Below are 20,796 nucleotides of genomic sequence, written 5' to 3'. Positions count from 1 at the left end.
ACTGCATAATAACGCTTTTTTAACAACCAGCATAAATTAATCCAGTGAACAATATCTTATTATTTAATAAACCTTTCGACGTTTTATGCCAATTCACGGCCGAAGAAGGACAAAGTACTCTGGCTGACTACATTAAATTGCCTGATTTCTATCCAGCAGGACGTCTGGATAAAAACAGCGAGGGCTTATTGCTGCTTACCAATAATGGGAAATTACAATATCAATTAAGCCATCCGCGATTTAATAAGCGTAAATATTATTGGGTACAAGTTGAGGGCATGCCTCAGGAAAAAGATTTACTACCACTAAAACAAGGATTAATACTTAAGCAAAATCATTTTTTACCTGCTGAGGCAAGGATTATTGACGCACCCGATCTATGGCCAAGAAATCCCCCTGTACGTTTTCGCAAAACAGTCCCTACCAGCTGGCTTGAAATAGTCTTATGTGAAGGGAAAAATCACCAAATCCGCAAAATGACTGCTGCCATAGGATTTCCAACCCTGAGGCTAGTACGTCATCGAATAGCCAACTGGTCTTTAAACAACCTGCAGCCTGGTGAATTTAGCCTATCATCCATTGACTGCAGTTTATTTAAAAAGAAATAGGGAACCACCCGATCAACAGGCAGAGTAAACCAAGGGCTACTTTTTGTGAAAACTTCTGGCATATAAAGCGTCATCAGCAATAACCCTTATCCATGGCCATAAGAGCATACTGATAAGCGCACTAGCCAGAGACATAAGCAGTGACATTTGATAACCAAGGAAGGCTTCTATGATTAATATTATCAACTGGTAAAGCAGGCAAAAACAGCCAACCAAAATCATCTGCTGCCCCACTGAGAAAAAGAGAAAGCGTCTGGCTTTATTACTGGCAATCCAGGTTACCATTGACAATGCAAACGCATGTTCCCCCATTACAGTGGACAGTAAAACATCCAGTATCAAGCCAACAACCAGTAAGATTATTACGTTAAAGTAATCAGGTAAGAAAAATTGCAAATAAAGTACCAGTATTAACACCCAGGGTGGCCTTAATCCTTGTAATAAATCTGGAAACGGCAAGATAGTCAAAGCAAGCGCCAAAATTAATGCTGTAAACAGGCGAAAAGCCATCGTGTTCATGCCTGAGCCCCCATGGAGTTCAAACGTTCATTAATCTGGGCAGTTAACAAGGCCTGTTCTTTATCAGGCCATATGAGTAACACCAGTCTGCTTCTATTTAACAAGGCCATTGGCCTGACATTTACTTTTATGAATGCTTCCCCTGGTATATTTTTAATCGACTCAACCTGCCCTACGGGATAACCCTCCGGATATAGGCGCCCAAGCCCTGAGGTAACCAGCAAATCACCTTTATTGATAGAGGACGTTCTTGGCAAATTAATTAGTGATAACAGCCCCATATTGTTAGTTCCCACCAGAATGGCTCGCTCTCCTGTACGATTATTGCGAACCGGAACAGCACTTCTTGAATCAGATATTAATAGAACTGTACTCGTCATCGAGCCCACATCAATAATTTGCCCCATTACCCCCTTTGCATCGAGTACGGGCTGACCAGTATAAACCCCATCCCGCTTTCCTTTATTTAAAACCACCAACTGGCGCGAGCTACTTGTATCTACCGCTAATATCTGGGCAGCCATTGCACGCATTCTTGCTTTGGATGAGGTTAACAATAATTCTCTGAGTTGGGAGTTCTCTTCCTTGATTATCATTAATTTCTGTAATTCAGCCTCAAGCATTGTCTGTTGGTAGCGTAACTGCATATTCTCATCGATTAAATCTTTTTTTGCGCCAACCAGCGATTGAACCCAGCCGATAATCCGCACGGGGTAATCAACAGCATACTGTATAGGAGAGATAATCAGAGCAAAAGCATTACGTAAACTATCAAGGTATCGATAATGATAGTCAGAGAACATAAGCGATAAAGACAAAACAAAAGCAAACACAAAACCAAAAGTTCTATGTTTGCCTTTCGTGGCAAAAAGCCTGTCTTTAAAATTATTCTGTTGAGAGGAAATCACCGCCACGTAGGTCCATGGTTTCTAATGCTTTACCGCCACCACGAGCCACGCAGGTTAAAGGATCTTCTGCAACCAGCACGGGCAGGCCTGTTTCTTCCATTAATAAGGTATCCATATTCTTTAACAAAGCACCTCCCCCAGTCAATACCATACCACGCTCAGCGATATCTGCAGCCAACTCAGGAGGAGCTAATTCGAGTGCAGCCCTGACAGCACCTACAATACCGGAAAGTGGTTCTTGTAAAGCCTCAAGTATCTCAGCGCTGGTTAGAGTAAAGCTGCGTGGCACACCCTCCGCCAGGTTCCTGCCCCTCACTTCAATTTCAAAAAGATCTCGACTTGGGAAAGCAGAGCCAATTTCATGCTTAATACGTTCCGCAGTCGTTTCACCGATTAATGTGCCATAATTGCGGCGAACATAGGATACAATCGCATCATCAAATTTATCGCCGCCAATACGTACGGACTGATGATATACAATACCACTCAGGGAAATGATAGCGACTTCTGTAGTACCGCCACCGATATCTACTACCATAGAACCACTGGCTTCTTCCACAGGCATACCCGAACCCAAAGCAGCAGCCATCGGCTCCTCAATCAGGAACACTTCGCGCGCACCAGCTCCCATTGCAGATTCACGAATCGCACGACGCTCCACCTGCGTTGAGCCACAGGGGACACAAACTAATACACGTGGGCTTGGGCGCAGGAATCGATTTTCATGTACCTTGTGAATGAAATGCTGCAACATTCTTTCTGTAACAAAAAAGTCTGCAATTACACCATCCTTCATAGGTCTTATTGCATTAATATTACCCGGTGTCCTGCCTAGCATGCGCTTTGCTTCCAAGCCTACTGCAGCGACCCGCTTTTGACCTGCCTCATTCCGCAAGGCAACTACAGAGGGTTCATTTAAAACAATCCCTTTATCCCTTACATAGATCAATGTATTGGCGGTTCCCAAGTCAATTGATAAATCATTAGAGAAAGCGCCCCTTAATTTCCTGAGCATACGCAGCATTACCTCGTTGTTTTTTGGAAAACACTTTACCCTATATCTTAATAAAAATCGACAGATCTTTATTAAGATTTTTGGATCTACAGGGTAACATTCATGAAGTGACACAAAAGCATAAAAATATCTTTTGTGTCACTTTCACATTATTTAACGGTAAAAGCTTCCTGAAGTTGTTCCTGATGGCTCTTTACAAACTGCTTACCCAATCCCTTTACCTGAGATAACTCTTCTAATGATTTAAAATTTCCATGTTCTTCACGGTATTTAACAATTGCCTGCGCCCGTTTTTTGCCTATACCTTTTATGGATTTGGAAAGTATTTCAACGGTTGCCTGATTAAGATCGATTTTGCTCACTGGTTTAACGGTAGAGGAGTTATCAGGGTGAGTTGAAGCTTGAAGCGGAAGGGATGCAATACTTAATGACAAAATAGCAGCAAATAAACTTGCTTTCATTTAAATTCTCCTTAATTTTTCCTGTTTGTTGGACTAATGGCTAAACCAAGCCATAGCTATCTCTTGCTTTAATTGCGAGAGGCAGAAAGTATCGCAATAATTTCTTCAACTGTCGAGAGTCACTTGTTGATAATAACAGCTGAGCACATAAGAAACACAAGCCGTTAGTTTTTTTGTCATATTCAGATCCAAAAATTCATTCGGACCGTGCGCATTAGAATGAGGACCTAAAACACCCGTTATCATGAACTGGGCTTTAGGAAATCGCTCACCCAACATCGCCATAAACGGAATAGTCCCCCCCTCCCCTATATAGGCAGCAGGCTTGTGGTAAAAAGCCATCGATGCCTGATTAACTGCCTTTTCTAACCAGTCAGCCATTTGCGGCGCATTCCAGCCTTTTGCACCCTCATCAGTATGAAACCTGACCTTTGCATGATACGGGGGATTATCAGTCAATGCCTGTTTCATTGCCAAAGCCGCATCTTCAGGGCAAACAAGCGGCGGCAGGCGCATGGATAATTTAAAGGCAGTCTTAGGCCTGAGCACATTGCCTGCGTCCACAATAGCGGGCAAGCCTTCGGCACCAGTCACTGACAGGACGGGCTTCCAGGTACGATTGAGAATCAGTTGCTGCTGATCTTTAGTTACTGGCTCCACTCCCGAATGAAAAGGAAGATTCTGGTAAATCTCATCACCCAGGATACCAGCACAAGCAGCGGCCTGGGTTATGCGTTCCTCAGGAATATCACAATAAAGCGCTTTCAACTTTATTTCGCCAGTTATTTCATCTTCAATGCGACTAATTAATTGTTTCGCTACACGAAAACTATCTGCCGCAATACCACTTGCATAGCCAGAGTGCACGCCTTCGCTAAGTAGCTCTACTGACAGCTCACCAGTCACATTGCCTCTTAAAGAAGTCGTCAGCCACAATTGTTCATAATTACCCGCACCTGAGTCCAGGCAAATCACCAATTCAGGTTTTCCGATCCTGTCTTTCAAGGCTTCAATGTAAAAAGGTAAATCATAGCTGCCACTTTCTTCGCAAGCTTCGATTATCAGTACACAGCGTGGATGAGGTAATCCCTGCTCTTGCAAGGCACGGATTGCAGTTAATGAAGCATAGACAGCATAACCATCATCAGCACTTCCCCGACCATAAAGACGGTCATTTTGAATGACCGGTTGCCAGGGAGACAACCCTTCCAGCCATCCGCTCATTTCCGGCTGCTTGTCCAAATGGCCATACAGCAAAACAGTTTCATTAATTTGACCCTGAATTTCTATAAAAATCAAAGGAGTCCGCCCTGGCAATCGAAGTACCTCAAGCATCATTCCCGAAGGGGCATGGTTATTACACCAGTCAGCAATGTGTGTAACAGCCTGCTCCATATAGCCATTCTCCTGCCATTGCTGGTCGAAATGAGGAGATTTATTCGGAATTTTAATGTAATCACAAAGGCTTGGCAGAATGGTTCGTGTCCATTCTTTGTTTATATAGTCATACAATCGTTGGATATTTAGCATGTATCTGATCCTTGATAAGCGTAAGAATTTTCAGGGTTGCTGACTCAATATGAAGGGCCTTAATTCTGGCAATAATTGCTTCACTATGGTTCCTAACTTCCTCTATAGCAGCCAGGAGTGTCTGAGGAGTAAGTTGTTTTTCTTCAACCACCCTGCTGATACCTTGTTCCCTGAAATAGTGAGCATTCTGAAGTTGATCGCCTCGGCTCACCTTGGCAGACAGTGGAACTAAAACATGCGGTTTTTCCAGTGCAAGTATTTCATATAATGCATTGGCTCCTGCGCGAGATACAATCAGGTCGCTGGCCGCCAATAAATCAGCCAGTTCCTCATTTGCATACTCAAACTGACAATAATCATTATGACTGAGCAAAGCAGTATCTGTTTTACCTTTACCACATAAATGGATAACCTGATAATGCGTACACAAGTCAGGTAAACAAGCCCTTAAGGTTTTGTTTAACAAATTCGCTCCCTGACTCCCCCCCATAACCAGCAAACAGGGTTTATCTGTTTTGAATCCACATAAGGCCAACCCTTTTTCTCTAGAGCCATTAAAAAGACCTGAGCGAATGGGAGTGCCGGTTAACTCTACTTTTTCCAGGCGCTTAAAATGCTTTTTTGCACCAGAAAAAGTCAGGCATATTTTGCTAACAAAAGGGAAGCTTAAGCGATTAGCAAGTCCAGGGCTCATATCAGACTCATGGGCAATGACAGGAATCCGATTTAAAAAGGCAGCAACCACCACAGGAAAAGCAACAAAGCCTCCCTTTGAAAATACAATATCAGTTTTTAATTTTCGTAAAACAAAAAACGCTTGAATAATCCCAAGAAGAATCTTAAAAGGATCCACAAAATTTCGCCAACTAAAATAACGCCTTAATTTACCGCTGCTTATAGCATGATAGGGGATATTCACCGCTTTAATCATGCTTTCCTCTACCCCATCTTTTGAACCGATATAGGCTATTTTCCAGCTCTCATGTTGTAATGCTTCTATTAATGCCAAATTGGGAGTTACATGACCTGCAGTACCCCCACCTGTAAAAACAATACTTGCGTTCATCTTACTTCCCTAATCAGTAAGCTTAAATCAATAGCCCGCACCGACTTGGTTATGGCACCAACAGAAATATAATCCACTCCAGTTTGCGCTATAGTTTTGATTGTTGATAAATCCACACCGCCTGATGCCTCAAGTTCACAACGGTTTTGGTTTATTTTGACCGCTTCCAAAAGCATGGCATTGCTAAAGTTATCGAGCAAAATTCGGTCAGGATTGGACGCCAGCGCTTCTCGAAATTCAGCCATAGTTTCGACTTCGATTTCAACAAGAAGACCATTCCGTGATGCCCTGGCTTGCTCAATAGCTTTGCCGATTGAGCCGCATGCCTTGATATGATTTTCCTTAATAAGGAAAGCATCATACAAACCCATGCGATGATTCACCCCTCCTGCACAGGAAACAGCATATTTCTGTGCCATCCTTAAGCCCGGAATAGTTTTGCGGGTATCAAGCAACCGGGCAGGTGTTCCCCGAAGTTCCAACAAATATTGTCTCACCTGTGTTGCAGTTCCTGATAAAATCTGCAGAAAATTCAAAGCCGTTCGCTCAGCAGTCAAAATAGCAGCAGCCGGACCTTCGATGCGGCACAATGTGGAAGGGCTGCCAAGCCATGCCCCCTCAGGCACATACCAATGTAATTGAACCTCCGGACTGACCTCCGCAAATACTGCGTTAACCCAAGGCTGTCCACAGACAAGCATTGGTTCTCGTGAAATAATTTCTGCATCCCCTGTCAATCGAGTAGGGAGTAAAGCAGCACTTACATCCCCTCCACCGATATCTTCATCCAACGCACGTTTTACGTCTGTCAGAATCTCAGTCTGTCGCAAACTCATCATGCCTCACCACCCTGCAATTTCCTGGTAAATCGTGACTTTATCAGAGGAGGCGCAATAAATGTTGTCACCACAACCATCAGAATAATCGCTGAAAAAAGCTGATCAGACATAATACCCAATGTCCTTCCAATTGAGGCAAAAACCAAACCTACTTCTCCACGAGGAAGCATGCCGATGCCAATCAGCAAGCGATCATCTTTACGACTTCCCCCAAGCCCGCTAACCAATTTTCCTATTATGGCCGCCACAATAAGCAATGCAGCCATGACTAATACATGCCAACTTGCAAAAGCCTCCAGCTTGACCTGTATTCCAATCAAAATAAAAAACAAAGGTGCCAGCACAGACTCCAATGGGGCAACCAAATTTTTGATACTTCGCACATCAGGGTGAGTAGAATCTTTGGAAGTAAAAAAACCATCATGGAGAATAAGCCCTGCAGCAAAAGCACCAATGATTGCAGCCAGCTGAACTACAGTTGCCAACCAGGCAAGAACCATAACAAACATAAAAGAAGCGAGTAATTTAACTTCCCAAAACTCGAGAAAATAACCAAAAAATTTAACGACCCTGCGAAAAGCCCAGGGTCCTATCATTAAAGCACCGATAAAAAACAGCAGGGCAGAGAGAACAATCCTTACCACAACAAAGAGATCGACTGCATCTGTCATTACAATCGAGCTGACGATTGCCAGAATGATAAGTCCCAAAATATCATCAATCATCGCAGCCCCCAGAATAGTCCTTGCTTCTCTTGTCCGCAATTTTTTCATTTCAGCAAGAACTCGGGCAGTGATCCCCACACTGGTGGCTGATAAGGTCGCTGCGACAAATAAATCAACCTTATAAGAGGCAGTTGGCAAGATTAAATGGGCGGCAATAAAACCCAGAAAAATAGGTGCGGCAACCCCTAGAAATGCGACTTTTATTGATTCCTTACCAGTATGACTAAGTTCTTCTACAGAACTTTCCAGCCCCACCATAAAGAGAAGAAAAATAACCCCATAACGTGAAAAAATATCAAGGACATAACCAATCTTGATTAAATCAAGGCCATTTTTTCCACTTAATGCCGCAACCACCTGATTCGCATAAAACGGATCGGATACGTTTAAATTAACCGCCTGGATAAGCGAATTACCTACAAGCATCCCCCGCATCACCTCGAAGATAGCCGAACCTTCACGCAAAATGACCGCAAGAGGTGATCCCAGATAATAGAAAAGGTTACCTATCAGCACCCCCATCAATAACTCACCAAGCACCCCGGGCTGATGTAAGCAACGGGCAAGATAACGACCAACCAATGCCAGAAACAGAATAAGAGTTACCCAAAAAAGAATAGGCGCAATAGGATCATTATGAGACTCCTGCTGTACGGCTGCATAAACCAGGGCAGGGAAAAACCCTGCCAATGCAATTAAATATCTGGAAAAATTTCTCATGCTATTGCCTGGCGAGAAAAAGGCAGGTTTCCAATACCGAATCCGGGTTCAAAGACACACTGTCTATTCCCTCCTGCATCAGCCACTGGGCAAAATCCTGATGATCCGAAGGGCCCTGACCGCAAATGCCAACATATTTTCCTGACTGTTTACAAGCCGAAATGGCCATATGCAATAATGCTTTTACTGCCGCATCCCTCTCGTCGAACTGGGCAGCTACCAGCCCAGAATCGCGATCCAAACCGAGGGTTAGTTGGGTAAGATCATTTGACCCAATAGAAAAACCATCAAAATGCTCTAAAAATTCGTTAGCGAGTAAGGCATTTGAAGGGATTTCACACATCATAATAATTCTTAACCCTTCCTTTCCTCGTTTAAGTCCATGTTTCTTCAAAACATGAATAACCTCTTGGGCTTCAGAAACTGTTCTTACAAAGGGAATCATCACCTCAACATTAGTTAGTCCCATTATTTCCCGTACACGGCGAACTGCCTGGCACTCAAGGGCAAAGCAGTCAGCAAAATCAGTAGAAACATAACGTGATGCCCCCCTAAAACCAAGCATGGGATTTTCTTCATGTGGCTCATACTGCTTGCCACCAGCCAAATTGGCATATTCATTAGATTTAAAATCAGAAAGTCGGACAATCACAGGTTTCGGGTAAAAAGCGGCAGCAATTGTGGCAATACCTTCTTTTAAGCGTTCCACATAATATTCGACTGGCGAAGCATAAGCAGCTGTTTTTTCGCTGATTAATTTTTTTAAGCTTTTATCTTCAAGCGTATCAAACTCCAGCAAAGCCTTTGGATGAATCCCTATGGTATTGGAGATTAAAAACTCCAGTCGAGCCAAACCAACTCCCGCGTTAGGAATCGCCTGAAAGGAAAATGCACGCTCAGGATTACCTACGTTCAGCATAATTTTAAGTGGAAGCTCGGGCATGGTATCTACGTCAAGGTGCACCTGCTCAAAGGGGAGTAACCCCTGATAAACATATCCCGTGTCCCCTTCCGCACAGCTGATGGTTATCTCATCCCCGTCGTTAATGCGCTTGGTTGCGTCAACACAGCCTACTACCGCTGGTATCCCCAACTCCCGAGCAATGATTGCTGCATGACAGGTTCTGCCGCCACGATTGGTGACAATCGCAGCAGCCCTTTTCATCACCGGCTCCCAATCAGGATCCGTCATATCGGAAACCAGAACATCGCCTGGCTCAACCCGATGCATTTCACTGACATCGTTAATAATTCTCGCCCGTCCCTGACCAATTTTTTGCCCTATGCTGCGTCCTTCAGCCAGCACCTTTCCTTGAGTCAGAAGCGTGTAGCGCTCGAGATGCTGGGAGCTGACACGGCTTTTTACGGTCTCAGGGCGTGCCTGGAGTATGTATAATTTACCGTTTTTGCCGTCCTTGGCCCACTCAATATCCATCGGCCTGCCGTAATGTTCTTCTATCAGAAGAGCATGTTTTGCCAATTGCTCAATCTCTGCCGAATCCAGGGAAAATAACAATCGATCTGCAGAATCAACTTCTACTGTTTTTACTGCCTGTCCACTTGCTGAGTCATTACAATAGACCATTTTCATTGCTTTACTGCCCAGATTTCGACGAATAATAGCTGATCGACCAGCTATCAAGCCTGGCTTATGGACATAAAATTCGTCAGGGTTTACAGCACCCTGGACCACCATTTCCCCCAGCCCATACGAGGAGGTAATAAAAATGACCTGATCAAATCCGGATTCAGTATCCATGGTAAACATCACCCCACTGGCTGCAAGGTCACTGCGGATCATTTGCTGGATGCCCGCCGATAAAGCCACTTCGTGGTGGGAAAAACCATGATGAACCCGATATGCAATCGCCCGGTCATTAAAAAGCGAAGCAAAAACCTGCTTAATAGCAATTAAGACTGCCTCTACTCCTTTAACATTCAAAAAAGTTTCTTGCTGCCCGGCAAAAGAAGCATCTGGCAAATCTTCAGCGGTTGCTGAAGAACGTACCGCCACACTAAACTCATCATGGCCAATGGTTTTTGCGAGATTATCATAAGCACCACGGACAGCTTGCTCAAAATCGGGAGAAAAAGGGGTATTGATCACCATCTCACGGATATTTTTTCCTGTTAAGGTGAGCTGCGTAATATCCTCTGTATCCAAAGAATCGAGTAATTTATATATTTTTTTATCCAGGCTGTTTTGAGCCAGAAATTTACGGAAAGAATCAGCTGTTGTAGCAAAACCTGCCGGCACCAGGACTCCCATGCCGGATAAATGGCTAATCATCTCACCTAACGATGCGTTTTTGCCTCCTACCTGCTCTAAGTCCCGCATCCCTAAATGCTGCAAATCAATCGTATGAGCACTGACAGCCATACCCCACCCCTGTTTTTAATAAAAATGCTAATCATTCTACTTAAATTACAGGATGATGTGAATGAGGACGTATCACAATACCCAGATGCTTCTTGATAGCGCATTTAATATGATATAAAATCAGTCAGTAAGTTTATTATAAGGACATCAAAGCGCAGCCAAAGCGAAAGTTTGTTCAAAATTAAAGCGCCTGGATGTGATTGTTAACCACAGCAACTCAGCGATGAGGCTATCCTAAGCGTCATTGCTAATCTGAGGATAGGGAAGAATGGAATTAAGCGAAGACGGCAAGACTCTGTTGAGCGTTTGTAATAGCGACATCAAACAAGATGGCACTTATGATATCCCTCCAGGGGTCACATCTATCCGTCATTTTGCATTTAATGATTGCACCAAATTGCAATCTATTACCATTCCGCAAGGAGTCACCTCCATTGGTATATATGCATTTAAAAATTGCAATGCATTGCAATCAATCACCATTCCTGAGTCAGTCACGTCTATTGGCAGGTGTACATTTTTCGGTTGCAGCAATTTGCAATCGGTTTCTCTCCCTGAATCGATCACATTCATTGGTCGGGAAGTATTTAGCAATTGCAGCAGATTACAATTAATAACCATTCCTCAAGGGGTCACTGCTATTGATGATTATGCATTTAACGGTTGTACCGAATTGCAATCCATTATCCTCCCTGAATCGATCACATCTATTTTTCAGGAAGTCTTTCGCAATTGCAACAGATTGCATAGCATCAGAATTGCCAGCAAGAGTGATGCTTCTATAAAAAGGATTACCAATTTACTCCCCAACGATTTAAGAAACAAAGTAATCCCAGTAGAATTTGCGGAAAAGGTTTTTCAAATCCTCAATGATCAACTTTTCCAAATAGTCCAAACGCCACAAATAAATCCGCTATATTGCTTTTTTAATTCCAATACCCGATATGTTTCCAAAGTTGAGGTAGAAAATGGGGACAACAACAAGATAGAGATCGAATGCAGTAAACTTCCAAATGGTATTTTTCAGCATATGAACCCTTTTATAGTTAGCAATAACTCTTTCTACCATGAAGCTAAAACCCGCATGCTTGGCGTCCCTTTGCCCAAAAACGAAGGTCAAATAAAGACCTATAAAGACAGTTTGAAAAAAATAGCAAACGAGTTTATTCAAAAAACGGTAGCATTTAATGACCCAATTAAACATGAGGATAAAACGGAGCATGGTTTTAAACCGTAACTTATCTTATACCCAAGCTGCTTCAAAATGCCAAGTTTTAGACGATTCAATTTTGCCCTGTCCCACATTGACAGTGTTTACAGAAATCATTAAATATGGTTTTTTAATTCACATCTGACGCTGCATCTAATATTATATGCGCTTTATGATTCAAGCGATTTTACCAATGACCCTATCTCCTTTAAATGTTATTTCTCCAATCGACGGTCGCTACCTAAAAAAAACCGGCGTATTAAGTCCTTATTTCAGTGAGTTTGCCCTTACCTATTATCGCTTAATGGTTGAGATCCGCTGGCTTGAATCCCTGGCAGCTAATAAGAGCATTGCAGAAATACCGCAGCTGGATAATGGAGCAAAAATTTATTTAACTGAAATACTGGTTAATTTTAACGAGGAAGAAGCGGAAAAAGTTAAGGAATATGAGAAGAAGACAAATCATGATGTCAAAGCTATCGAGTACTACCTGCAAGAGAAGCTCGAACAGCTGGCAAGTTTGCGTAAATATACCAGCTTTATTCATTTCGCCTGTACTTCTGAAGATATTAATAACTTAGCCTATGCCCTAATGGTTAAAGAGGCCATTGCCCAGGTTATCCAGCCCTCACTCGCGGAAATTATTGGCAGTATTACCATGCTTGGAAAACAACACGGTGATGTTCCAATGCTTGCAAGAACCCATGGTCAACCCGCCACCCCAACCACAGTAGGCAAGGAATTGGTGAACTTTGTGGCACGACTCAAACGTCCGCAACAACAGCTGGCTGAGGTGCTTATTCCAGCTAAATGTAATGGGGCTGTTGGTAATTATAATGCGCATGTAATTGCCTACCCAGACGTAGATTGGCGCAAACACTGTGCAAATTTTGTAAATTCATTGGGCTTGTCTTTCAGTGCCTACACAACCCAGATAGAACCCCATGATGGTATCGCAGAAGTGTCTCACATCATGACACGCATCAATAATATTCTGCTTGATTATACCCGTGATATCTGGACATACATTTCATTAAATTATTTTAAACAAAAGACAGTGGCCGACGAGGTCGGATCTTCAACAATGCCGCATAAGGTTAATCCGATTGATTTTGAAAATGCAGAAGGTAATCTTGGCCTGGCGAATGCCCTGTTTAATCATTTTGCAAATAAGCTCACACAATCACGTATGCAACGTGATTTGTCTGACTCAACCGTATTACGCAACCTGGGGGTAGCCTTCGCCTACACACTCATTGCCTTTCAAGCCATTGCCAAGGGAAATGACAAACTACAGATTAATAAGCCTGCCTTAAAACATGATCTCGACACAAACTGGGAAGTATTGGCAGAAGCAATTCAAACCGTCATGCGCCGCTATGAAGTCCCCGATGCTTATGAGCGATTAAAAAATTTGACTCGTGGCCAGGGAATTGACGCAAACAGCTTAAATCAGTTTATTAAATCATTGACTATCCCGGAAGAAGTGAAGGCCCAATTAATGGAGTTAACGCCGGAGAAATACACGGGCCTGGCTGCTCAACTGGTCAAAGCATTCTCATGAGCAATAATGCATCACAACAGGGGCAAACGCTGGAATTTGATGTCCTTGTATTAGGTACAGGTCTTGCTGGACTTAATTATTGCCTGCAGCTATTAAAAATACAGCCTAATGTAAAAATAGCGCTGATAAGCAAGGCAGAAACATCCGAATGCAATAGCCGCTATGCCCAGGGAGGAATAGCGGCAGCCATTTTACCGGAAGATTCCCTGGAGTCTCACATTGCTGATACACTTTACGCGGGCGATGGGTTATGTTATCAGCCAGCCGTTGAATTTATTATCCGCCAGGCACCTCAAGCCATTAATGATTTACTCAGTCATCATATTGAATTTAACAGGCAAACTGATGGCAATTTTGCACTGGCTCAGGAAGGCGGCCACTCTCATCGACGTATTTTTAATACAGGTGATCAAACGGGTTTAACCATTTCCCAGGCGCTTCTTAAGGCCGCACAGCAACAATCGCAAATCTCTTTTTTTGAGCATCACATCGCCGTTAACTTAATCACTCAATACCATCCCCATAGAACAGATATCCAGGGAGAAGTGCTGGGTGCTTATATCCTTGACTGCCATCAAAACCGCATCCACACGTTTCTCAGCCGTTGCGTTATTCTTGCCACAGGCGGTGCAGGTAAAACCTATCGCTATACAACCAATCCTATTATAGCGACAGGTGATGGAGTAGCTATGGCTTACCGGGCAGGTGCCCGGGTAGGCAACATGGAATTCTACCAATTCCACCCTACTCTGTTGCATCATCATTCAATAAATAATTTTTTAATCTCAGAAGCAGTACGTGGTGAGGGCGCCTTACTAAAAAATGCAGACACTGGCGAACGCTTTATGCATCGCTATGCGCCTGAACAGATGGAACTGGCTACACGTGATGTGGTTGCCCGCTCAATTTTTAGTGAAATAGAACAAAGTCAAAGCGGCTTTGTCTATCTTGATATTAGCCACCAACCTAAATCGTTTCTAAAAAAGCGTTTTCCACAGATCTATCATACGCTCCTTGGTATTGGCATTGATATGAGTCAGGATATGATTCCAGTAGTGCCTGCTGCTCATTACCAATGCGGCGGAGTACTGACCGACATCGATGGGCATACTGATCTGAAACGGTTATACGCTATCGGTGAAGTTGCCTTTACCGGCTTACATGGAGCAAACCGGCTGGCCAGTAACTCGTTATTAGAAGCGTTAGTCATGGGTAGCAATGCTTCCCGCAGTACATTAAAAGATATTTCAACACCCTGCAGACCCATTGATGCAATCCCAAACTGGAGCTCTCCTGGTGAGGTAAATGCCAGACGGGCAAGTCAAATTAATGCGCATTGGCGTGGCTTACGTGGAGAAATGACCTCTTATGCAGGCATAGTCCGTACCGAAGCTGGCTTGCAGGATCTACTACACTTAATTATGAAAAGAAAAAGGATTATCGAAGAATATTATTGGAAGCATTGTATCACTCGTGATTTTATTGAATTGCGTAATATTGTGTTAAATGCCGAATTAATTGTCAGGGCAGCATTGTCAAGAAGAGAGTCCCGTGGCGGTCATTACCGCGAAGACTTTCCAAATAAAAATGCAAAGGCACAGGAAAGCATAGCCCGATTAACTTCACCCCCAAACCCTTTTATTTGATTTGAGGCCTTGAATGTTTAAAAGTCATGCTGTTTACCAGCCAGAAAAAACCCTCATGCAAGTCAGAAATGACATGAGTATCTGTCAAAGCGACTATCCACTGGATTGGTATCAGGAAGATTTTATTCCTTATGCTGAGGAATACCTGGCACTTCCTGATCGCAAATTGACCACCATATTAGCCTGGATGAAACCTTATCTGGATAAGGCGAAAGCCCATTTTGGTGATAAATTATTACTGCTGGCCCATTACTATATGGGAGGTGATATTGTCAGGCTGGTTGAGCAATTTGGCGGGCAAATCGGTGATTCTTATCAATTAGCACTGATGGCTGCCAGTCACCCTGAAAAATCGGTGATTATTGAATCGGCCGTACATTTTATGGCCGAATCCATCAGTATCCTGGCAAACGACCATCAACAAGTCTATATCACTAATCCAAAATCCGGCTGCACCATGGAGATGCTGGCCAAAGATTTTATGGTCGAGCCAGCCTTCCTCGATTTAAATGAACGCTATGGCAGCGAAAATATATTGCCTGTTTGTTATATGAATACCTCAGGCCGCGTAAAAGCGATGACAGGAGCACAAGGGGGAGCGGTTTGTACCTCTTCTAATGTAAGAAAAATTTTTGACTGGGCCCGTAAACAAAATAAGAAAATTTTATTTATTCCAGACCAACACATGGGTGAAAATGTCGCCTACTGGATGGGCATTAAGAACCTGGCTTATTGGCCGGGCGGTACGGCGGGTGCCCAGTATTCATTGGCAGATCAAGATAAACAGACTTTAGCTCAATTTGATCAGGCTGAATTGATCCTTTTTGCCAGCCAATGTGCCGTCCATACTCATTATCAACCGGAAATGTGCGACTATTGGCACCAGTTAGGCTATGCTACAGTAGTCCATCCTGAATGCCGTAATGACGTTATTCGTGTTGCTGAGCAGGCAGGTTCCACCGCTTTTATCTGGGACTATGTAGTTAATGACAAAGCCGGCACCAAACGCTATGCCATTGGCACAGAAAACCATATGGTGGAAAACCTGAAACAATATTGTAGGAGTCTGGGCATTGAGGTGGTAAATCTTGCCGAGACCCCCAGGAAAGATCATCAAAAAGGAATGGGTTGTGGCTGTGCAACCATGTCACGTAATGACCCCCCTCACCTCGTGGCGTTAGTTGATTTATTGCGCCAGGGAAAAACAATGAGCTATAACGAAGTAAAAGCGGGGGATTTAGTCAACGAATTTACCGGTTCACGTCAGCGCCTAAGTGAAACAAAGCAGCAATGGATCATTGATAATGCTCGAAAAGCATTGGAAACAATGATTAATATTACTGAAGAGCGCTTATAACGATAGGAATAACTCCGATGGAAAATGCTTTAATTTATGAAGTACCAGTCAATACAATGGAAGGTAAACAAGCTGATCTGGCCTCCTATCGAGGCAAAGTAATGCTTATTGTCAATGTTGCCAGCCGCTGTGGCTTTACGCCTCAATACGCAGAATTGGAAGCAATGCACAGGGAGTATAAAGAGCGTGGTTTTAGTGTTCTTGGTTTTCCTTGTAATCAATTTCGTCATCAGGAACCAGGGGATCATGAGAAAATTAAAAGTTTTGCCGAAAGTTGCTATCAGATAACCTTTCCTTTGTTTGCTAAAATCGACGTTAAGGGGGACCATCAGGCACCGTTATATGCTTATATTCAGAAGAATATAAAAAAACGTCCCTTTAAGTTTATTCCCTGGAATTTCACCAAAATATTGGTGGATACTCAAGGAAATGTTTTAAAGCAATATTTACCCATCACCTCCTTTAAAAAAATCCGTAAGGAAATCGAGACGCTATTAGAGGAAAAATAGAAAATTATTTGTAACCACCCACGTCCCAGAAAGCGGTACGTGGGTACAGTTAGTTACTTCATATTCTAATTTCTAGTTGAGATTGTGTTGCCGCAGGTTCGGCTTCAGCCTTTCTTTTTAACGCTGCAGGAATGTCGTAAAATGATTTATCATGACTATAGGCACTCAATTGAAAATTTTCTTTGAGGTATTTTGTCTTCTTGTTTAATATTTCTGCTAATCCTTTTAAAACTTTAGGGGGAAAAAGGACTTTTTCTCCTCCGTTAGCATCAACAAAAATAGCACGGCTTACCCTTTTTTTCTCATCTCTTTCCAGGATCAATCCCATACCATGATCGGGTGTATTAATATGGATGTAATTCTGATTTTTTTGCTTTAATAATTCTCCTGCAAAGGCTACCAATTGTTCTTTTGTGTTAATTGTAGTGATTAACTCTCTTTGTTGTTGGCCATAATTCGCTTTTTGCATAAGGTATTGAATTCGATGAATATAAGCCGTACTGTTAATTACTTCTCTCTTCTGGTTAGCTATTCGTTGCACTCTTCGTGAATAGGTATTTATATCATCCAGCTTTTGCTTCATATGCTTTCTGAACATATCCATTACAAACCCTATGCATTCACCCTCTTTACTCAAAATAGACGCTTTTTTTATCAAATCGGCTTGCCAAAACGAATGCTTGGATGTGACCATTTTCTTAATACCGCCAAGCTCTTTCTTATTAAGTTCACGCTTTCGTTTTGATGGTTGCACTTCTATTAATCCCTCATAAGCAGGCGCATTTGCAGTAATGCGTTTCACATCAGTTACTGACAATTTCTTTAGAAATTGATCCTTTGCATTGTTCCTCACAAATTCTATTCCTTTTTCCTGATATTGAATCAATAAGGAAGCAATGTCATAACCATCACAACTCTGAACTAATCTCTCTCTTAACGCCTCCCCCCTCAGATCACTATTAAAAACTTCTTGCCCCCATTGTTTATTTTCTAAAACTCGAAAATACAGTAAACGAGGTGCAGTTTTTTCAATAATCGAAGGCGAAGTAAGAACCAATTTATCCAATTTGGAATAAAACGATTCCTGACTGGCCGCGATCATATAAAAAAAACCTGTCAAGTCTTTTTTCGACGCCTGCTCTTTGGATGTTCTTTCAAAAACTGTTTTAACAATATCAATTTTATTAGCACTACTGAGATTGGAGTGCAGCATAATTTCGCCAAGATAATCTTTACTGGCCGTTTTCTCTGCATAATCAGACTTATTTAATAATAATTGATAGGCTGCCAACCCTTTAGCTTTATTTCTGCACATCATTGATAAGACATCTTGAATACTTGGTATCTCAAGGGCATGTTGATGCAAAATTACATTAACAGCGGTTGGATTAATTTCAGCTAAATTCTCCAGCTCCCTAAGATCATAATTAAATACTTTAAAATGCTCATGAGCAGTGATTTTTTCAGAGAGCTCAGCCCTGCCACTAAAATTCTCTAAAATTGCAATCAAAGTAGTCTTGTCCCTTATTTGATCAGCAACCTCGTTGATAATTAAAATAATTTCCTCATCGCCAAGATCTTGCCAAATCTTACGGTTAGCCAGGCTCCTGATAATTTCACCTTTTGGCAAAATCTGCCTCCATTCTTTTTGTTTTAGAATGTAGGGGGCTAAAACCTCTCTATATTTAAACAGGTTCCTACCCAGGGAATCATCTAATTGGAATACAGTGCTTAAAAAAATATCTCGTTGATCCGCAAATTTTAGCAGGAAATTCATTAGCATATAGCTTGGAAAACTAACCGCCTTCTCCTTGGTCTTTCTAAATGCGTCCAATGAGTTTAATCTATCAAATCCCAGGACTTTCTCGATTTGCTCTTTCGACAGCGGATTGGGCTTTTTATTAAAAATCATCGTGAGTAAATCGAAACAAATCTGCTCTTTCCTTTGGTAAAATTCAGATAACAAATCCTCACTGCTGATTTCGCTAATTAAGATAATTAACGCTAATAAAAGATCATTTTCATTTTCTAAATCACCAGCAGAAGACATCCAGGGTTGCTGATCTTCAAATGAAATGTGGGCATCCTCGGTACTTAGAGTTTCGGTCAGATAATTAATAAGCCCTTCATTTTCTTTTAATGCATTATAAATTGCATCAATCTTGCCCATCGACAAGTTTTCCATTTCGAGGTGGTATTACTTGAAGTATAGGAAAAATTCTTTTTTTTGCGCTTAAAGTTGGCTCATTGTTAAAATTTAATAAATAACTCCCACGTCATAGCGAGCTGATGACGTGGGGAGTCACCTTAATAATTGACGTTTAGTCATTTGACAAAATTAAATGAAGAGTTCGCCTAAGTTCTGTGAACAAAATTTTTCGCAAAGCGAAAATATGGATAATTTATTACCATACTGTTTTTGGATGAGGCGAATAACGAGCTATTCAACGAATTCAAAGACAGTATGCCGCCAATTAGCCCGCATTTGCAGCCGTGAAAAAATTGGTTCACAGAGCCAGGGTTTTAGACGATCAATTTGATCATCAAATAGATAAAAATTTTCTAATCGGTCATAACGCTAAACCGACACTCAGAAAGCGACTCGGTACAACCATATCCTCCATAGGTTAAAATCCAGTTATAATCACTACGGGCAGGTATTTTTACCCTTACCGGCCACCAGATGGAATATTGACCGATAGAGATTTGATAGGTACAAACCACCCCTCGCCCCATCCCGGCCACCATAATATTAGCACGAACAAACCGCGTATTTTCTTCTGCTTGTGGTCTATTGGCAGAATAAGGGTTTTCAATCCAGGGCTTAGGGATAGCTCCCCATTTAAGAGAACTGGTTTCAGGATCAGGACAAGTGACAATGGCTGCCTGCCCCGTAATACTAAATACCATTATCACCAGAATCAAACCTATTTTTCTCATGGCTTCTCACAAAACTAGATAACAGTTGATATCCCGAGGGTGTGTTTACAATTCATTCCCACGGTCTACGTGCCGCGACTTGTTCGCGGCATCCAGGCTCTAAATCAACGGCAAATCTCTTCATATAGATCACGCCATTGTGGATTTAGAGCCTCAATCACATTTAATTTCCACTGCCTGCACCAATTTTTGAACCGCTTTTCACGATCAGTGGCTTCTACATAAGTTTCATGTACCTCATAATAGACCAGGTTGTGTACATTGTACCCGGCTGTAAATCCTGGAACCATGTTATTTTTATGCTCCCAGATGATCTTAATCAAATCAGACGTTGAACCCACGTATCACGTATAATGTGCCATTACGCTTGCTTGCCATAATATAGACATAAAATGCCTTCATTTCTATTCCTTGTTAGAGCGTTGGACTCAGCGTAATGTTATCACTTAAGAAGCACTGATTACATGGGTAACCAACGATATGAGCAGGTCATTGCCAGCATTGTTATAAATCCGATGTTGTAGCATGATCTCCTTTAGCTTTGGCCAAAGCTCGTCATTGAACATCAGTCTGGCCATAGCAAACTCGTTTTTATTGTGATGTTAGAATCGTTACATTACGAGTTTGCTCTTATCAATCAATTAGACAGGTAAGTTAATCGAGTTCATCTTTAATTTGACCATCTTCTGGATGCCGCGAACAAGTCTTCCAATTGGCCCTAAGTTTTTATTGACAAAACATTTTTGAACATTTCTGCAGCAATTCCTAGAGCTTGAAATCCCAACCACATTGATTTGAT

The 20,796-nt window shown here is 42.2% G+C and carries 17 protein-coding genes and 1 pseudogene; 6 read left to right on the top strand and 12 right to left on the bottom strand.

Annotated elements, in window-relative coordinates; translation table 11 throughout:
- Positions 1–44: 44 nt before the first annotated feature.
- A complete protein-coding gene (locus E1O65_RS10855; protein WP_133133623.1) occupies positions 45–608 on the top strand; it encodes a pseudouridine synthase in 564 nt (187 codons plus the stop codon).
- Between the two features lie 36 nt (positions 609–644).
- Here the strand turns inward: E1O65_RS10855 and mreD are convergent, their stop codons facing one another.
- From mreD to ppsA, 9 genes are all read right to left on the bottom strand, one after another.
- Complete coding sequence (gene mreD / locus E1O65_RS10850; RefSeq protein WP_133133622.1) at positions 645–1,127, bottom strand: rod shape-determining protein MreD; 483 nt, start codon at positions 1,125–1,127, stop codon at positions 645–647.
- Positions 1,124–2,035: a rod shape-determining protein MreC gene (mreC, locus tag E1O65_RS10845; protein WP_133133631.1), complete on the bottom strand. Its 912-nt coding sequence runs from the start codon at positions 2,033–2,035 to the stop codon at positions 1,124–1,126. Before mreC ends, mreD begins: the two co-directional genes overlap by 4 nt.
- Positions 2,013–3,050 carry a rod shape-determining protein gene (locus E1O65_RS10840; RefSeq protein WP_133133621.1) on the bottom strand — a complete coding sequence of 346 codons (1,038 nt, stop codon included), beginning with the start codon at positions 3,048–3,050 and terminating at the stop codon, positions 2,013–2,015. Before E1O65_RS10840 ends, mreC begins: the two co-directional genes overlap by 23 nt.
- 149 nt (positions 3,051–3,199) lie before the next feature.
- Positions 3,200–3,511 carry a helix-hairpin-helix domain-containing protein gene (locus E1O65_RS10835; RefSeq protein WP_133133620.1) on the bottom strand — a complete coding sequence of 104 codons (312 nt, stop codon included), beginning with the start codon at positions 3,509–3,511 and terminating at the stop codon, positions 3,200–3,202.
- A 105-nt stretch (positions 3,512–3,616) separates the two neighbouring features.
- Positions 3,617–5,041 carry a M20 family metallopeptidase gene (locus tag E1O65_RS10830; protein ID WP_133133619.1) on the bottom strand — a complete coding sequence of 475 codons (1,425 nt, stop codon included), beginning with the start codon at positions 5,039–5,041 and terminating at the stop codon, positions 3,617–3,619.
- Entirely contained in the window at positions 5,016–6,107 is a 1,092-nt protein-coding gene (locus E1O65_RS10825) for an undecaprenyldiphospho-muramoylpentapeptide beta-N-acetylglucosaminyltransferase (RefSeq protein WP_133133618.1), read from the bottom strand. The genes E1O65_RS10830 and E1O65_RS10825 overlap by 26 nt, the downstream gene beginning before the upstream one ends.
- Positions 6,104–6,943, bottom strand: a complete 840-nt coding sequence (gene nadC, locus E1O65_RS10820; protein WP_133133630.1) for a carboxylating nicotinate-nucleotide diphosphorylase — start codon at positions 6,941–6,943, stop codon at positions 6,104–6,106. The genes E1O65_RS10825 and nadC overlap by 4 nt, the downstream gene beginning before the upstream one ends.
- A complete protein-coding gene (locus E1O65_RS10815) occupies positions 6,943–8,391 on the bottom strand; it encodes a cation:proton antiporter (protein ID WP_133133617.1) in 1,449 nt (482 codons plus the stop codon). Before E1O65_RS10815 ends, nadC begins: the two co-directional genes overlap by 1 nt.
- A gap of 1 nt (position 8,392) precedes the next feature.
- Complete coding sequence (ppsA, locus tag E1O65_RS10810; protein WP_133133616.1) at positions 8,393–10,771, bottom strand: phosphoenolpyruvate synthase; 2,379 nt, start codon at positions 10,769–10,771, stop codon at positions 8,393–8,395.
- 268 nt (positions 10,772–11,039) lie between these two features.
- On the opposite strand from ppsA, the gene E1O65_RS10805 reads away from it, so the two are divergent.
- The 5 genes from E1O65_RS10805 (at position 11,040) to E1O65_RS10785 (ending at position 17,057) form a co-directional block, all read left to right on the top strand.
- Complete coding sequence (locus E1O65_RS10805) at positions 11,040–12,008, top strand: leucine-rich repeat domain-containing protein (protein WP_133133615.1); 969 nt, start codon at positions 11,040–11,042, stop codon at positions 12,006–12,008.
- A 166-nt stretch (positions 12,009–12,174) separates the two neighbouring features.
- A complete protein-coding gene (gene purB, locus E1O65_RS10800) occupies positions 12,175–13,545 on the top strand; it encodes an adenylosuccinate lyase (protein ID WP_133133629.1) in 1,371 nt (456 codons plus the stop codon).
- Complete coding sequence (gene nadB / locus E1O65_RS10795) at positions 13,542–15,191, top strand: L-aspartate oxidase (protein WP_133133614.1); 1,650 nt, start codon at positions 13,542–13,544, stop codon at positions 15,189–15,191. The genes purB and nadB overlap by 4 nt, the downstream gene beginning before the upstream one ends.
- A 13-nt stretch (positions 15,192–15,204) precedes the next feature.
- Complete coding sequence (nadA, locus tag E1O65_RS10790; RefSeq protein WP_133133613.1) at positions 15,205–16,548, top strand: quinolinate synthase NadA; 1,344 nt, start codon at positions 15,205–15,207, stop codon at positions 16,546–16,548.
- A gap of 17 nt (positions 16,549–16,565) precedes the next feature.
- Positions 16,566–17,057: a glutathione peroxidase gene (locus E1O65_RS10785; protein WP_133133612.1), complete on the top strand. Its 492-nt coding sequence runs from the start codon at positions 16,566–16,568 to the stop codon at positions 17,055–17,057.
- Positions 17,058–17,115: 58 nt separating this feature from the next.
- Here E1O65_RS10785 and E1O65_RS10780 read toward each other — a convergent pair whose 3' ends face one another.
- From E1O65_RS10780 to E1O65_RS10770, 3 genes and pseudogenes are all read right to left on the bottom strand, one after another.
- Complete coding sequence (locus E1O65_RS10780) at positions 17,116–19,227, bottom strand: hypothetical protein (RefSeq protein WP_133133611.1); 2,112 nt, start codon at positions 19,225–19,227, stop codon at positions 17,116–17,118.
- A 392-nt stretch (positions 19,228–19,619) separates the two neighbouring features.
- Positions 19,620–19,997: a DUF3757 domain-containing protein gene (locus E1O65_RS10775; protein WP_133133610.1), complete on the bottom strand. Its 378-nt coding sequence runs from the start codon at positions 19,995–19,997 to the stop codon at positions 19,620–19,622.
- 104 nt (positions 19,998–20,101) lie between these two features.
- Positions 20,102–20,399: pseudogene (locus E1O65_RS10770) on the bottom strand (GIY-YIG nuclease family protein).
- Positions 20,400–20,796 lie beyond the last annotated feature (397 nt).

This window comes from Legionella sp. W10-070, assembly GCF_900640175.1.
Taxonomy (GTDB): domain Bacteria; phylum Pseudomonadota; class Gammaproteobacteria; order Legionellales; family Legionellaceae; genus Tatlockia.
Note: the sequence above shows the minus strand (reverse complement) of the source record. Positions and strands in the feature narration are given on the sequence as shown.